Here is a 15,823-nt window from a genome sequence, read left to right on the forward strand (position 1 = left end):
GTGATCAACGATCACGCCAGGTCTTCACATCGTCTCCATTTCCCGCATCTGCCCCTGGCCGAAAAAACGTCCTAACTCCCGTGCCAGTTCGTTGAGCACGCTCATCTCCTTCTGCGAGATGCGGCGCGCCTCCTGCGTATGCGACCAGTCGCCGTAGAGCAGCGCGACGGTCTGATCGGTCTCGTCGACGATCGGCAGCAGCACGAACGCGCGCGCGTCGTCGAACGAGCGCCGGAACCACTCGGGCAGCCGCGCGACCATCTTCGGATCGCGCGCATTCTCGATGAAGATGCCCACCGAGTTCGCGATCGCGAGATGAAATACGTCGGGTTCGAACGCGGTGCTGAACGAGAGCCGCGGCAGCGCCGCGTCGATCTTCGGCCCGAAGCCGAGACGCGCCTTGAACGTGCCGCTGCTGTGCTTGACGTACACCACGGTGCGCGAGAAGCCGAGCGCCGCGAGCACGGTCTCGGCGGCCATCGCGAGCGTCGGTGCGAGCGGGCTGCCCTCGGGCAGGTCGCGCAGATCCTTCACCCCGATCTCGATGCGCGCCTCGGGTGTAAGCGCCTCGCGCGCGATCGCATCGGCATTCGCGCGTAACTCGACGATCTCGCGCATCACGCTGTCGCCGCCATCCTCACGCGATAGCGCGACGCTCATCTGCAGCAGCACCTCGGGGTCGGTGTTCAGCGCGCTGCTGTACTCGTGCGCAAGCTCGCCGATGCGTGCCTCGCGCTCCCCCTCGGGCATGTTCTGCTGGGTGAGCACGTCGGCGACCGCGGTCGAGTAATTGGTGATCGCGCGCAGCCACTGCACCTGGCGCGGTTGCGTCACATCCTCCGGATCGAACTCACCCATGCCCGAGCGGATCGTGTCAGGCAGGCGCCAGCGCACCGCGGCTTCGGCGCCGATTTCATCGAACGTCACGCCGAGCACGAGCACGCACGCATCGGTTTCGAGTGCGCCGCCATCGATATGGCGGCGAATCTGGTCCCATTCGGCGTCGAGATAGAACACGACCAGCAGCTTGCCGATCTGCCGCATCAGCGTGCAGACCACCGCTTCCTCACCGGCGCGCAAGTCGCCGCGCTCGGTCAGCTTGCGCGCGACGCAGCCCGACAGCAGCGTGCGGTTCAGTTCGAGTTTCGCGTCGATGCGGCGCGGCGCGCTTTGATGAAAGTGATCGACGATTTTCAGCCCGACGACCAGATGGCCGACCGCATCCATGCCGAGCACCATCAGCGCGCGCGACACGGTCGTGATGTTGCCGCCGAACGCCATGTACATCGCCGAGTTCGCGAGGCGCAGCACCTTCTGGGTGAGCGCGAAGTCCGACAGCACCACTTGCACGAGGCCGGTGAAGTCGAGGTCGTCGTTGGTCACTGCCGCCATGGTGGTGCGCAGCGATTGCGACAGCATAGGGAAATCGCCGCGCTCGCTCATTCGCGTCCAGAGCCGGTCGAGCACTGCCGCCTTTACCATGTGAGTCCCGCAAAAGCCATACGTGTTCCAGTGAATGCCATGCCGGTCGTGAGCCGGCTTGTTGCGCTGCCTGGGCGTCGTGTCTGCATCGCCCGTTACGCGCCGTGCAACTGAAGCTCGCGCGATTCGAAGCGCTGCGCGAGTTCCTCGGACGGCAGCGCCTTGCAAACGAGCCAGCCCTGAATGTGATCGCAGCCCATCTCGGTGAGCAACGCGCGTTGCGCTTCCGTTTCGACGCCCTCGGCTACCAGTTCGAGGTCGAGCGTCTGCGCAAGGCCGACGACGGCGCTAACGATTGCCTGATCGTTTCGCGAGGTTAGCAGATTCTCCACGAAACTCCGGTCGATCTTCAGCTTCGCGAGCGGAAAACGCTGCAGGTACGCGAGGCTCGAATAGCCGGTGCCGAAGTCGTCGACGGCGAAGCGGATGCCCATCGCGGTCAGCTCTTCGAGCAAGCCTTTCGCGTGCGCCGGATCGTGCATCAGCAGACTTTCGGTGATCTCGAAGACGAGGCGGCGCGGATCGATGCCGGTCAGCTCGATCGCCTCGCGCACCGAGTCCTTGAAGCGCGGATCGCGAAACTGCTGCGGCGACACGTTGACGGCCACGTACTGCAGCGAGATGCCCTTCGCGTCCCACTGGATCAGTTGCATGCACGCGACCTTCAGCACCCAGTTGCCGAGAAAGTTGATGAGCCCGATCGACTCCGCGAGCGGAATGAACATCGACGGCGGCACGAGGCCATGCACCGGATGCGTCCAGCGAATCAACGCCTCGACACCGACCACGCCCCGCGTGCGGCTGCTCGTGATCGGCTGGAAGTGTAGCGAAAACTCGCCGTTGCGTACGCCGTCGTAGAGGTCGGCCTCGAGCTTGAGGCGCTCGGCGTCGGCCGGGTTGTCGTCGGGTACGTAGAACGCCAGCGTGTTGCCGCCCGCGGCCTTCGCCTGCAACAGCGCGTGGTCGGCCCAGCGCAGCAGGTGCGTGTCGTGGCCGCCGGTGTCGTTGGCGTGGCGCACGTCCGGGTACAGCGCGATGCCGATGCTGGCCGACAGGTGCACCTGCTGACCCTTGAACACGTACGGCTGCTGGATCGCGGTCAACAGACGCCGCGCCAGCGCTTCGGCGGCCGCCGCCGCGTCGGTGCGGCTCGCGGCAGGCTTCACGAGGATCGCGAACTCGTCGCTGGCGACGCGCGCGATCGTTTCATTCGGGCTCGTCATGTTCAACAGGCGCCGCGACGTGTCGCGCAGCATCTCGTCGCCGGCGTCGTAGCCGAGTGCGCGATTCACGCGCTGATAGTCGTCGAGATCGAGCAGCAAGAGCGCGACCGGCGTGCCGTGCGCGTCGGCCTTCTGTTGCGCGTCGAGCAACGCGTGCAGCAAGCCCGACTGGTTCGGCAGGCTGGTCAGCCGGTCCAGATGCAGCGCCTGGGTCAGGCGCTCTTCGGTGGCGCGCCACGACGACACGTCGAAGCCGGCGATCGCGTAGCCGTCGACGCCGTCGTGGCTGCTGCGCACCACCCGCAGCTCGACCGTGATCGGATAGGTCAGCGACTTGACGAGCCCGAGCGTCGCTTTCTCGACGTTGCCCGAGGCCGCCGCGAGCTTGAGCAGCGCGTCGAGGCGCGGCACGTCGGCGGGCGCGACCAGATCGTGCAGCGTCGCGGTTTTCAGGTATTCGCGGTGATAGCCGATGAAGCGCAGGCTCGCGTCGGACACGTAGATGAAGCGCAGCGCATCGTCGACGTGCGCGAGCAGATCGACCGCGCCGACCACCTGTTCCAGTGGGGGCGGGCGCTTCGCGCTGCTCGGCTGGTCGTCGTCCTCGCGCCGGCCGAACGCCCACAGCCGGTCAATGACCGTGCGCAAGGAGCCCCGGCGGGGCGCGGTGATCGTGTTCGCTTCCATGTTTGTCGCTGGCAACCTGGGTTCGTCCGCAGGCGGGGCTGCTTGTCCGCCGCTCCGGGCGGCCAGGAGATAGCAGGCCGCCCCATCAGAACGAGATAACGACGCATGCGGGGAAATCTTTAGCGGCCCGTGGAGAAAAACATCTGGTAAGGAGAAGCCCGGCGCCGTCGCCGGGACGATTCGGTTAAAGTGACGTCGCCTCGCGGCCGTTAATACGGCGAATCCCCTTTATTTGGCGACGCTGATGACGTCGCGCTGCATAGACTTTCCGAACCTTGCACTGATGATCCATGTCCGAACGCCCCGTCGTCAGGTCCGCCAGAGCCCCACGGCCCGTCCCGCGGGACGTCGAGGTGCGTGATGTCCTCGCCGGCGCGTCGGCCGGCTATCGTGAGCACGGGGCGCTGGACGCTGCCCCACAGTACGTCTATGTCGGCCGCCAGCCGATTCTCGATCGCGATGGCGCGCTTCACGCCTACGAGCTGCTGTTCCGTGCCGGAACGTACAACTACGCCGAAATCAGCGACGACACGCAGGCCACCGCGCAGGTGGTCGCGCGCACGATCGGCGGAATCGGCGTACCCGCCGTGCTCGGCCAGCATCGCGGCTTCGTCAATATCGATCGCGCGCTGCTCTTTAGCGACATCGTCCATCTGATGCCGCCCGAGCGCTTCGTGCTCGAAATCCTCGAAACCGTGCGCTACGACGCCTCGCTCGCGCGTCGTCTCGGCGAGTTGCGCGGCGCCGGCTTCCAGGTCGCGCTCGACGACGTCCACGATCTGTCCGACGAGCTGAGCGCGATGCTGCCGTACGCCGACATCGTCAAGATCGATTTCCTGCAGACGCCGCGCCGCACCGTCGCGAAGCTCGCGTCGACGCTGCGCGGCCACGGCAAGACGCTGCTCGCCGAGAAGGTCGAGACGCGCGAGGACTTCGCGCTCGCCCACGAGCTCGGTTTCGATCTGTTCCAGGGCTACTTCTTCGCGCGGCCGCAGGTGCTGGCCGCGCCGCGCAACCGCTCGCTGCGTCCGGGCCTGCTGCGGCTGCTCGCGCTGCTGTCGCGCGACGCCGGCATCGTCGAGCTCGAGGCGGAGCTGAAGGTCAACCCGGGCGTGGTCGTGCAACTGCTGCGGCTCGTCAATTCGAGTGCATTCGGCCTCGGGCGCAACATCGCGTCGCTGCGCGAGGCGATCATCGCGACCGGCACGCGGCAGATCGCGCGCTGGGCGCAACTGCTGCTGTACTCGGACACCGGCGAGTTGCCGTGGCGCGCCGATCCGCTCGTGCAACTGGCGGCGACGCGCTCGCGCTTCATGGAACTCGCCGCGAACTGGCTGCGTCCGGCCGACGGCGAATTCGCCGACGCCGCGTTCATGACCGGGATTTTTTCGCTCGTGCACATCGTGCTCGACAGCACGCCGGACGCGGTGCTCGAGAAACTCGGCCTCGCGCCGCAGATTCGCGACGCGATCGTCGCGCGCAAGGGCGAACTGGGCGCGCTGCTGCTGATCGCCGAGGTCGCGGGCGAGGGCGGCGACGCGGCGCCGGTCGCGACGGCGGCGGGCTTCCACGCGCTGACGCCCGACGTGCTGTCGGAGCTGAACCTGTCGGCGGCGGCGTGGTTCGGCGCGCACGTGGCCGAATTGGGCGTTTGAGGCGTCGAGCTCGCGCGCCGCACCCTTTCGATTCGCTTGTGATCCGGGCGACGACCCACGCCGCGTGCGCATCCGTGGTCCAATAGAAAGTTCAGCGACGGCCTGTGACGTCGGCCGAAGCTGTCTCCGATGGACCCGATCAATTGCGTGCGCTCACGCGTGGAGGAGCAGATGAAGACAAAACACATACCGGCGGTACTGGCCGCCGTCATGGCGTTCGGATTCGCAATGCATTCGCCGCTCGCCTCGGCAACCCTGAAGCCCGGCGATACGGCGCCGACGTTTACCGCCGAGGCCTCGCTCGGCGGCAAGACCTACGCGTATTCGCTCGCCGACGAACTGAAGAAGGGCCCGGTCGTGCTGTACTTCTATCCGGCCGCGTTCACGAAGGGCTGCACGATCGAGGCGCACGAGTTCGCCGATGCGGTCGACCAATACAAGAAGTACGGCGCGACGGTGATCGGCGTGTCGCACGACAACATCGATACGCTGACGAAGTTTTCGGTCAGCGAATGCCGCAGCAAATTCCCGGTCGCGGCCGACGCCGACGCGAAGGTGATCAATGCGTACGACGCGGCCATGCCGTTGAAGGCCGGCATGGCGAATCGCGTGTCGTACGTGATCTCGCCCGACGGCAAGATCATCTACGAGTACACGAGCCTGTCGCCCGACAAGCATGTCGAGAACACGCTGAACGCGCTCAAGGCGTGGTCGGCCGCCCATAAGGGACAGTGAGGGGCAGTGAGGGGCCGTGCGCGCCGTCGCGTTTGCCCGCGCTAGCCGACTAAAACCATTTGCCGGATGAGCTTGCGATGCCGATTGTCGTTGCGTTGATTGCGCTGATCGCGCTGGGGTACGGCGCGGTGCGTGCCTTTTATGCGCTGCAGGCCGCTTTCGGGCTGGCGGTGGCGGAGGGTGTGGCCGTGCTGGTTGCGTTGCTGATCGCCGGTGCGCTCGCGTACTGGCGGCAGCGGCGCCGCGAAGTCGCGCCGAACGTGCGCGACGGCGACTGGACGCACGAATTGAAGGGCAGTTGGGGCTCGGTGCGGCTCGCGGCGGCCAAGCGGCTCTGCGAGATTCGCGTCGGCGACCAGCAGGGCGCGTATATCTTCGCCGATCTGCTCGGCGCCGAAGCACAGGGCCGCGACGCACAGGCGCGGCTCGCGCTGAAGGTCAAGGACTCGCGGCACGGCGAGTGGCTCGTGCCGATGTCGAACGAGCGGGCGGCGCGCCGATGGCAGCGGATTTTCTCGCTGGCCATCGAGCAGAAGCTGTGAGCGCCACCTTCACTACGTCATGACGACGTCGGCGTCGCGCCACCCGCGCGGCGTGCCTTTCTCGCCTCCCAGCGCACGCGGATGCGATCCATGTACAGATAGACGACCGGCGTCGTATAGAGCGTCAGCATCTGGCTGACGATCAGCCCGCCGACGATCGAAATACCGAGCGGCGCGCGCATCTCCGCGCCTTCGCCGCTGCCGAACGCGAGCGGCAACGCGCCGAGCAGCGCGGCGAAGGTGGTCATCATGATCGGCCGGAAGCGCAGCAGACAGGCCTGGTAGATCGCGTCGCGCGACGACATTCCCTTGCGCGACGCGTCGATCGCGAAGTCCACCATCATGATCGCGTTCTTCTTCACGATGCCGATCAGCAGGATCACACCGATCAGCGCGATGATGCTGAACTCGGTCTTGAACAGCAGCAGCGCGAGCAACGCGCCGACGCCCGCGGACGGCAGCGTCGACAGGATCGTCAGCGGGTGGATGTAGCTCTCGTACAGGATGCCGAGCACGATATACACCGCCGCGAGCGCGGCGAGGATCAGGATCGGCTGGTCGGACATCGACTGCTGGAACGCCTGCGCGGTGCCCTGGAAGCTCCCGTGAATCGTGGCGGGCATGCCGATCTCGGCCATCGTGTCGTAGATCGCCTGCGTGGCGGTGGACAGCGACACGCCCGGCGGCAGGTTGAACGAGATCGTCGAGGCGACGAACTGGCTCTGGTGATTGACCGATAGCGGCGTGGTGCCGGGCCCGAAGCTCGCGATCGCCGACAGCGGCACCATCGTCTCCTTCGCGGTCGACACCGCCGAGCCCGACGACGCGCTCGACTTGCCGCTCGCCGCGATGGAGTTGATGGCCTGATTGCGCGCGGAGTCGGCTGCGATGCTGGCCGCGCTCGTCGCGGTGGTGGCGGCCATGCCGCCGGTTGCCGCGCTCGTCGTGGTCGACGTGCTGGTCGCTCTGGACGTCACGGTGCCGGCCGGCGCGTTGGTGGTCTGCGCGCCGCTCGCGCTGCCGCCCGACGTGCTGACGAAAATCTGCTTCAGCATCTCCGGGCTCTGCCAGTATTGCGGCGCGACTTCCATCACGACGTGATACTGGTTCAGCGGGTTGTAGATCGTCGACACCTGGCGCTGGCCGAACGCGTCATACAGGGTGTTGTCGATCTGCGCGGGCTTGATGCCGAGGCGCGATGCCGTGGCGCGGTCGATCGTCACCATCGCTTCGAGACCGCCTTGCTGCTGGTCGGAGTTCACGTCCGCGAGCTCCTTGCGTGCCTGCAGCGCCTCGGTGAGCTTCGGCCCCCACTTGTACAGATCGGGCGTCGAGTCGGCGAGCAGCGTGAACTGATACTGCGCGTTCGATTGCCGGCCGCCCACGCGAATGTCCTGCACCGCCTGCAGGAACGTGCGCGCGCCGGCCACGTCGCCGAGCGGCGCGCGCAGCTGCTGGATGACCTGGTCGGCGGACAGCTTGCGCTCGCTCTTCGGCTTCAACGACATGAACATGAAGCCCGAGTTGGTCTGCCGGCCGCCGGTGAAGCCGGCCACGCTGTCGACCGCCGGATTCTTGCTGACGATTTCCATCATCTCCGAGAACTTGCCCTTCATCGCCTGGAACGACGTGCTCTGGTCGGCCTGGATGCCGCCGATCAGGCGCCCCGTGTCCTGCTGCGGGAAGAAGCCCTTTGGCACGATGATGTAGAGCGCGATGTTCAGCGCGATGGTCAGCAGCAGGACGAGGACGATCAGCAGCGGATGCCGCAGCGCCCAGCCGAGCGTGCGCTCGTAGCCGCGCTGCATCGATGAGAAACCGCGTTCGAGCCAGCGGCCGAAGCGGCTTTCCTGTTCTTTCTCGTGCGGCTCGCGCAGCAGGCGCGAGCACATCATCGGCGTGAGCGTCAGCGATACGACCAGCGACACCGCGATCGCGAGCGACAGCGTCAGCGCGAACTCGCGGAACAGCCGCCCGACGATGCCGCCCATCAGCAGGATCGGCAGGAACACGGCGACCAGCGAGATGCTGATCGACATCACCGTGAAGCCGACCTCGCGCGCGCCGATGAACGCGGCCTTCATGCGCGGCACGCCGTCTTCGATGTGGCGCGAGATGTTTTCGAGCACGACGATCGCGTCGTCGACGACGAAGCCGGTCGCGATGGTCAACGCCATCAGCGACAGATTGTCGATCGAGAAGCCCATCAGGTACATCGCGCCGAACGTGCCGACGATCGAGATCGGCACGGCCACGCTCGGAATCAGCGTGGCGCGCCAGTTGCGCAGGAACAGGAACACCACCATCACGACGAGCGCGATCGCGATCACGAGCGTGCGCCCGGTGTCCTTCAACGACGCGCGGATCGTCGTCGAGCGGTCCGAGGTCGGCGCGATGTCGACGTCGGCGGGCAGCGACGCGTGCAGTTGCGGCAGCATCGCCTTCACGCGGTCGACGGTCTCGATGATGTTCGCGCCCGGCTGCCGGTACAGGATCACGAGCACCGAGCGCTTGCCATTGAAGAGACCGAGATTGCGCAGATCTTCGACCGAATCGACGACTTCGCCCATGTCGGAGAGTTTGACCGGCGCGCCGTTGCGATAGGCAATGACGAGGTCCTTGTACTGCGACGCCTTGCTCGCCTGGTCGTTGGTGTACAGCTGTACGCGGTTCTCGCCGAACTCGATCGAGCCCTTCGGGCTGTTGGCATTGGCCGCAGCGAGCGCCGCGCGCACGTCCTCGAGGCCGATGCCGTAATGCGACAGCGCATGCGGCAGCAACTCGACGCGCACGGCCGGATTCGCCGAACCGCTGACATCCACTTCGCCAACCCCCTGCACCTGCGACAACGACTGCTGCAGCACCGTCGCGGCCGAATCGTAGAGCTGGCCCGCCGTCAGCGTGCTCGACGTCAGCGCGAGAATCAGGATCGGCGCGTCGGCCGGGTTGACCTTGTGGTAGGTCGGGTTGCTGCGCAGGCTCGCGGGCAGGTCGGCGCGCGCCGCGTTGATCGCCGCCTGCACGTCGCGCGCGGCGCCGTCGATGTTGCGGTTCAGGCCGAACTGCAGCGTGATGCGCGTCGAGCCGACCGAGCTCTGCGACGTCATCTCGGTGACGTCGGCGATCGAGCCGAGATGCCGCTCGAGCGGACTCGCGACGCTCGTCGCGACGGTCTCCGGGCTTGCGCCCGGCAGCGTCGCCTGCACCGAGATGGTCGGGAAGTCGACCTGCGGCAGCGGCGCGACCGGCAGCTTCGTGAACGCGAATACCCCCGACAACGCGATGCCGATCGCCAGCAGCGTGGTGGCGACCGGACGGGAGATAAACGGACGCGACAGGTTCATCGCTCAGTTCCCTGCATCGGTGGCGGGCGGCGTGGCGCTACCGGACGAATCGCCGCGGTTAAAGCGCTCGCGCAACCGGCGGCCGAGCGAATCGAACGCGAGGTAGATCACCGGCGTCGTGAACAGGGTCAGCAGTTGGCTCACGATCAGGCCGCCGGCGATCGCGATACCGAGCGGCCGGCGCAGCTCCGAGCCCGCGCCGGTGCCGAGCATCAGCGGCAGCGCGCCGAGCAGCGCGGCGAGCGTGGTCATCAGGATCGGCCGGAAGCGCAGCAGACACGCCTGGTAGATCGCCTCGCGCGGCGGCTTGCCTTCCTCGCGCTCGGCGTAGAGCGCGAAGTCGATCATCATGATCGCGTTCTTCTTCACGATACCGATCAGCAGCACGATGCCGATGATGCCGATGATGTCGAGATCGTGGCCGGTGATCAGCAGCGCGAGCAGCGCGCCGACGCCGGCCGACGGCAGCGTCGACAGAATCGTGATCGGATGGATGAAGCTCTCGTACAGCACGCCGAGCACGATGTACATCGTGACGATCGCCGCGAGGATCAGGAACAGCTCGTTGGCGAGCGATGCCTGGAACGCGAGCGCCGCGCCCTGGAAGCGCGTCTGGAACGACGCGGGCAGACCGACGTCCTTCTCGGCCTGCTGGATCGACTTGACCGCCGCGCCGAGCGACGAACCCGGCGCGAGGTTGAACGACACCGTGGTGGCCGGGAACTGGCTCAGGTGCGTGACCAGCAGCGGCGCGGGTTGCTCGATGAACTTCGCGATCGACGACAGCGGCACCTGGCCGCCCGTCGACGTGGAAGAGGGCAGGTAGATCGAGTTCAGCGACGTGGTGTAGTGCTGCATCGTCGGCTGCGCTTCGAGAATCACGCGGTACTGGTTCGACTGCGTGAAGATCGTCGAAATGATGCGCTGGCCGAACGCGTCGTACAACGCGTTGTCGATCGTGGCCGGTGTGATGCCGAAGCGCGCGGCGGTCGCGCGGTCGATCTCGATGAACACCGAGCGGCCGTTGTCCTGCAGATTGGTTGCGACGTCCGCGAGCTCGGGCGACTGCTTCAACCGGTCGACCAGCTTCGGCACCCACGTGGTGAATTCGCTGATGTTCGGATCGGTCAGCATGAACTGATACTGCGTCGGGCTGACGGTCGAGTCGATCGTCAGGTCCTGCACCGGCTGCATGTACAGCGACGCGCCCGGAATATGCGCGACGTCTTTCTGCAACTGGCGGATCACCTCGCTCGCGGTATTGCTGCGGTCGTCGCGCGGCTTCAGGTTGATCAGCATGCGGCCGCTGTTCAGCGTGATGTTGCTGCCGTCCACGCCGATGAACGAGGTCAGGCTTTCGACGTCCGGGTTCTTCAGGATCTGGTCGGCGAGCGCCTGCTGACGCTCGGCCATCGATGCGAACGACACCGACTGCGGCATCTGCGTGATCGCCTGGATCACGCCGGTGTCCTGCACCGGGAAGAAGCCCTTCGGCACGTACACGTACAGCAGGCCGGTCAGCACCAGCGTGAGCACCGCGACGACCAGCGTGGAGCGCTGACGGTTCAGCACCCACGTGAGCGCGACCGCGTAGCGCGCGATCACCCAGTCGATGAAGCGGTGCGCCTTCGCCTCGAAACGGTGACTGTCGTGCGGCGGCGTGTGGCGCAACAGCTTCGCGCACATCATCGGCACGAGCGTCAGCGACACGACCGCGGAGATGACGATCGTCACCGCGAGCGTGATCGCGAATTCGTGGAACAGGCGCCCGACCACGTCGCCCATGAAGAGCAGCGGAATCAGCACCGCGATCAGCGAGACCGTCAGCGAAATGATCGTGAAGCCGATCTGCTTCGAGCCCTTCAGCGCGGCTTCGAGCGCCGTGTCGCCTTGCTCGACGTAGCGCGCGATGTTCTCGATCATCACGATCGCGTCGTCGACGACGAAGCCGGTGGCGATGGTCAGTGCCATCAGCGAGAGGTTGTCGAGCGAGAAGCCGCACAGGTACATCACCGCGAGCGTGCCGATCAGCGACAGCGGCACCGACAGGCTCGGAATGATCGTCGCGTAGATGTTGGCGAGGAACAGGTACATCACCAGCACGACCAGCACGACCGACATCGCCAGTTCGAACTGCACGTCGCGCACCGACGCGCGGATCGTCGTGGTGCGGTCGGTGACGACCTCGACGTCGAGCGCGGCGGGCAGCGACTGCTGCAACTGCGGCAGCAGCGCCTTGATGCTGTCGACTACCTGGATCACGTTCGCGCCTGGCTGGCGCTGCACGTTCAGGATGATCGCGGGCGTGTTGTCGACCCACGCGCCGAGCTTCGTATTCTCCGGTCCCGCCACGATGCTCGCGACGTCGGTCAGCATCACCGGACGGCCGCTCTTGTACGCGACCACGGCGCTCTTGTATTCGTCGGCGTCGGTCAACTGGTCGTTCGAGTTGATCGTGTAGTTGCGCGTCGGACCGTCGAAATTGCCCTTCGGCGTATTGACGTTCAGGTTCGAGACGGTGGTGCGCAGGTCGTCGAGATTCAGGCCGTACGCGGCGAGCGCGCGCGGATTCGCCTGAATGCGGATCGCCGGGCGCTGGCCGCCCGACAGGCTCACGAGACCCACCCCGGCGACCTGCGAAATCTTCTGCGCGAGACGCGTGTCGGCGAGATCCTGCACCTGCGTGAGCGGCAGTGTCTTCGACGTGATCGCGAGCGTGATGATCGGCGCGTCGGCCGGGTTGACCTTCGCGTAGATCGGCGGCGCGGGCAGGTCGGACGGCAGCAGGTTGCCCGCCGCGTTGATCGCCGCCTGGACCTCCTGCTCGGCGATGTCGAGCGGCAGGTCGAGGCTGAACTGCAGCGTGATGATCGACGAGCCGGCCGAGCTTTGCGACGACATCTGGTTCAGCGACGGCATCTGCCCGAATTGCCTCTCGAGCGGCGCCGTCACGGACGACGTCATCACGTCCGGGCTCGCGCCCGGATAGAAGGTCTGCACCTGGATCGTCGGATAGTCGACCTCGGGCAGCGCGGACAGCGGCAGAAAGCGCAGCGCGACGAGGCCGACCAGCATGATCGCCGCCATCAGCAGCGCGGTGCCGACAGGACGCAGAATAAAAGCGCGGGATGGATTCATGCGGTAAGTGCCGTGCCTTTACTTTATTGCGATGCTTGCGCCGCGTGCCGGCCGCGATGCGCGTGCGCGCCGGATGCGGCCGATGCGCCGGACGCGCCACGCGGCCGCTCGGCCGGAATCGTGATCTTCGCGCCTTCGCGCAGCCGGTCCGAACCGTCGATCACGACGCGCTCGCCGACCGCGAGGCCCGACTGGATGCTGGTGCGCTCGCCGTCGACCGGGCCGACCTTGACCTGGCGCACGGTGACCGTGTTGTCGGGCTTCACGACGTACACGAAGGTACCCATCGAGCCGTTGAGCACCGCCGAGGTCGGCACGATCACCGCGTTCCTGATCGTATCGACGAGCAGGCGAGTGTTGACGAACTGGTTCGGGAACAGGCCGTTGTCCTTGTTCTCGAAGATCGCGCGCAGTTTGATCGTGCCGGTGGTCGTGTCGATCTGATTGTCCATCGTCTTTAGCGAGCCGACTTCGAGCGGATGCGTGTTGCTGCGGTCGTACGCGGTGGCCGACAGCGACTCGCCGTTCTGCGTGTGCTGGATGATCTGCTGCAGATTGTCTTCGGAAGTCGTGAACAACACGCTGATCGGATCGAGCTGCGTAATCACGACGATGCCGTTGGTGAGGCCCGAGGTCACGTAGTTGCCCGGGTCGACCTGACGCAGACCGACGCGTCCCGACACCGGCGCGGTGATGCGCGCGTACACGAGGTCGAGCTTGAAGCTGTCGATGTTGGCCTGGTCGGACTTCACCGTGCCTTCGTATTGCCGCACCAGCGACGCCTGCGTGTCGACCTGCTGACTCGCGATCGAGTCCTGCGTGAGCAGCGTCTGATAGCGCTTCAGATCGAGACGCGCGGTGGCGAGCAGCGCCTCGTCGCGCACCAGCGTGCCCTCGGCGTTGCGCAGCGAAATTTCGTACGGGCGCGGGTCGATCTGGGCCAGTACGTCGCCCTTCTTGACCATCTGGCCTTCCTTGAAATAGACGTCCTGCAGCACGCCGCTCAGTTGCGGCAGCACGGTGACGGTGGCGAGCGGCGTGACCGTGCCGAGCGCAGTCAGCACGACCGGCATCTCGCCCTGCGTCGCGGCGGCGACGTGCACCGGCTGCGCCATGTTGGCCATCGCGTTCGGGCCGCCGCGGCCGAAGCGGCCGCTGCGCGCGCCGCTCGCCGCACCAGGCGCGCTCGCGCCGCTGCCGGGCCCGCCCCACGGATGCCAACGCCACAGCACGACGCCGAGCACGACCAGCGCCGCGACGATCAGCGCGACGGTGCGGCCACGGTGGCGTTTCACCGCGCCGGGGGCGCTCGATTGCGCGCCGTTCGCGGACGGCTGGGAAGCGGCAGGGCGTTGGGTTTCCGGGTGCTTTTGTTGTTCGTCCATCGGTTCGGTCGGGTGGCTGGCTTGATGATGTGAGCCGCCGATGCGCTCGCCGCCATTCGAAGGGCGGTGGGCCGGCACATGGGCGGCATGTCAGGCGGTCGTGGCGGCGGGCGCCGCGCAATGTTCAGCGCGATGCTACCCGAGGCGCGGGACAGAGATGTTAACGCAATGCGGAATCATCGCGGCTGGACGCGGCCGGTTCGACGACGCTCACGGCTCGCGGCGCGCGGTCCCGCGACGGGATGCGTGATCGTACGTTGCGGCGTCTGTAACAGTCCAGCCGCGTATTTTTCGGTTGATTACGAAGGTTACAGCATGTCGGCGCATCGTCGGGCGAGGGCGGGCCGCCGTCGCCACTCTCGCAGATCACGGGCGGCTGGCGCCGCGTTCGATCCGCGCGGGGCGCCGTTTGGCGCCCGATGCCGCCGACGGCTTATTCGTCGAGCCGGCGCCCCGGCGTGCCGCCGATCTCCAGCACGATCTTGTCGATGCATTCGAGCAGCGCGGGCGCGGCGCGCGCGATCAGCCAGTCGCGCGGACATTGGTCGGCCGAGCCGCCGCAATTGACCGCGTAGCGCTCGCCCGACGGCCCGACGAAGCCGAGCGCGATCGCGTTCAGCCCGTTGTACCACTCGCCGGTGGCGATTGCGAAGCCGCGCTCGAGGGTGTCCTGGATCGCGCTTGCGAGACGGCTGCCGATATAGCCCCAATCGTCACCTTCGGCCGTCTGCAGGCCGACCAGCAGACGGTCGCGGTCCGGTTGCGCGAGCGCGGCGAGGTACGCCCGGCCGACGGCGGTGCGCGTCAAGCTCATGCGCGAGCCGATTTCGAGTCGCGACACGAGCACCGCCGAACGCGGCCGGATCGCGTCGATGACGACCATGTCGTAGCGGTCGCGCACCGCCAGATGCACCGACAACGCGGTGCGTTCCGCGAGTTCGATCAGAAACGGCCGCGCGCGCGAGCGGATGTCGAAGTTGCGCAGAAAGCCGTTGCTCAGTTCGAGCACCGACGAGGTCAGCACGAAGCGTTCGCTGTCGGGTAGTCGCAGCAGAAAACCGGTGCCGACGAGCGTCGCGGTGATGCGCGACACGGTGGGCTTCGGGATGCCGGTCAACTCGGCGAGTTCGCGATTGCTGAGTGGTGCGTGCGCGGCGGCGACGGCGCGCAGTACGGTCAGGCCGCGCGCGAGCGCGGTGACTTCATCGCCCGGGCCGTCTCGGTCTTTGCTGGCGGGGACCTTGGCGGCGACGGGTTGGTTGGGAGTGGATCGGTTCATGCGTTTTTATGGAACAGCATTTCAAATTGTTCGTGGGACAACCTGTTGACGGCCGCTCACAGAGGCAGGGACATCTCCAAACCGGGGCACCCATTCATACATTTTTAAGAAAAGTCATTGTATCGGAAGAAATTGCCGATCGATGGTCGACTACTTCTTTTTGCTTGACTTAGTCAGCATAACCATAAAAAATGGAACCGCATTTCGAAAGTCGCTTGTCTCCGCTGCATTTTGGTGCGCGCGAGCGGAAAAATCCTAAAATCCAGGATCGGTTGCCCGTCCAATGCGCTCGAGCCTTTCGAATATCTTCTCTCAGGTTCTAGCACGGCCCTCGGAATGGCTAGAACTTTTTA

Annotated in this window: 9 protein-coding genes; 3 read left to right on the top strand and 6 right to left on the bottom strand. The window is 66.2% G+C overall.

The window, feature by feature from the left end; genetic code table 11:
- Positions 1-24: 24 nt before the first annotated feature.
- A complete protein-coding gene (locus tag OKW40_RS23110; protein ID WP_429491672.1) occupies positions 25-1,482 on the bottom strand; it encodes an HDOD domain-containing protein in 1,458 nt (485 codons plus the stop codon).
- A gap of 95 nt (positions 1,483-1,577) precedes the next feature.
- Positions 1,578-3,269 carry a putative bifunctional diguanylate cyclase/phosphodiesterase gene (locus OKW40_RS23115; protein ID WP_409259504.1) on the bottom strand — a complete coding sequence of 564 codons (1,692 nt, stop codon included), beginning with the start codon at positions 3,267-3,269 and terminating at the stop codon, positions 1,578-1,580.
- Positions 3,270-3,745: 476 nt separating this feature from the next.
- Here OKW40_RS23115 and OKW40_RS23120 point away from each other — a divergent pair, with 476 nt between their 5' ends.
- The 3 genes from OKW40_RS23120 (at position 3,746) to OKW40_RS23130 (ending at position 6,324) form a co-directional block, all read left to right on the top strand.
- Positions 3,746-5,047: an EAL and HDOD domain-containing protein gene (locus OKW40_RS23120; RefSeq protein ID WP_429491674.1), complete on the top strand. Its 1,302-nt coding sequence runs from the start codon at positions 3,746-3,748 to the stop codon at positions 5,045-5,047.
- Between the two features lie 171 nt (positions 5,048-5,218).
- Entirely contained in the window at positions 5,219-5,782 is a 564-nt protein-coding gene (locus OKW40_RS23125; RefSeq protein ID WP_429491676.1) for a peroxiredoxin, read from the top strand.
- A 77-nt stretch (positions 5,783-5,859) separates the two neighbouring features.
- Positions 5,860-6,324, top strand: a complete 465-nt coding sequence (locus OKW40_RS23130) for a hypothetical protein (RefSeq protein ID WP_090804017.1) — start codon at positions 5,860-5,862, stop codon at positions 6,322-6,324.
- 17 nt (positions 6,325-6,341) lie between these two features.
- On the opposite strand, the gene OKW40_RS23135 is transcribed toward OKW40_RS23130, so the two are convergent.
- The 4 genes from OKW40_RS23135 to OKW40_RS23150 all read right to left on the bottom strand — a co-directional run bounded on the left by OKW40_RS23135 (position 6,342) and on the right by OKW40_RS23150 (position 15,470).
- Positions 6,342-9,668, bottom strand: coding sequence for an efflux RND transporter permease subunit (locus tag OKW40_RS23135; RefSeq protein ID WP_429491678.1), 3,327 nt, complete (start codon positions 9,666-9,668; stop codon positions 6,342-6,344).
- A 3-nt stretch (positions 9,669-9,671) separates the two neighbouring features.
- Entirely contained in the window at positions 9,672-12,806 is a 3,135-nt protein-coding gene (locus tag OKW40_RS23140; RefSeq protein ID WP_429491680.1) for an MdtB/MuxB family multidrug efflux RND transporter permease subunit, read from the bottom strand.
- A 23-nt stretch (positions 12,807-12,829) separates the two neighbouring features.
- Entirely contained in the window at positions 12,830-14,191 is a 1,362-nt protein-coding gene (locus tag OKW40_RS23145) for an MdtA/MuxA family multidrug efflux RND transporter periplasmic adaptor subunit (RefSeq protein WP_429491682.1), read from the bottom strand.
- A gap of 433 nt (positions 14,192-14,624) precedes the next feature.
- Positions 14,625-15,470 carry an IclR family transcriptional regulator gene (locus OKW40_RS23150; protein WP_184062044.1) on the bottom strand — a complete coding sequence of 282 codons (846 nt, stop codon included), beginning with the start codon at positions 15,468-15,470 and terminating at the stop codon, positions 14,625-14,627.
- Positions 15,471-15,823: the final 353 nt, after the last annotated feature.

It is taken from the genome of Paraburkholderia sp. RAU6.4a, from assembly GCF_050435625.1.
GTDB classification, from domain to species: Bacteria; Pseudomonadota; Gammaproteobacteria; order Burkholderiales; family Burkholderiaceae; genus Paraburkholderia; species Paraburkholderia tuberum.

What these genes read in the sequence shown, in the direction of transcription:
- OKW40_RS23110 (WP_429491672.1), bottom strand. Translation starts at nt 1,482, where the DNA reads ATGGTAAAGGCGGCAGTGCTCGACCGGCTCTGGACGCGAATGAGCGAG.
- OKW40_RS23150 (WP_184062044.1), bottom strand. Translation starts at nt 15,470, where the DNA reads ATGAACCGATCCACTCCCAACCAACCCGTCGCCGCCAAGGTCCCCGCC.
- OKW40_RS23135 (WP_429491678.1), bottom strand. Translation starts at nt 9,668, where the DNA reads ATGAACCTGTCGCGTCCGTTTATCTCCCGTCCGGTCGCCACCACGCTG.
- OKW40_RS23125 (WP_429491676.1), top strand. Translation starts at nt 5,219, where the DNA reads ATGAAGACAAAACACATACCGGCGGTACTGGCCGCCGTCATGGCGTTC.
- OKW40_RS23130 (WP_090804017.1), top strand. Translation starts at nt 5,860, where the DNA reads ATGCCGATTGTCGTTGCGTTGATTGCGCTGATCGCGCTGGGGTACGGC.
- OKW40_RS23145 (WP_429491682.1), bottom strand. Translation starts at nt 14,191, where the DNA reads ATGGACGAACAACAAAAGCACCCGGAAACCCAACGCCCTGCCGCTTCC.
- OKW40_RS23140 (WP_429491680.1), bottom strand. Translation starts at nt 12,806, where the DNA reads ATGAATCCATCCCGCGCTTTTATTCTGCGTCCTGTCGGCACCGCGCTG.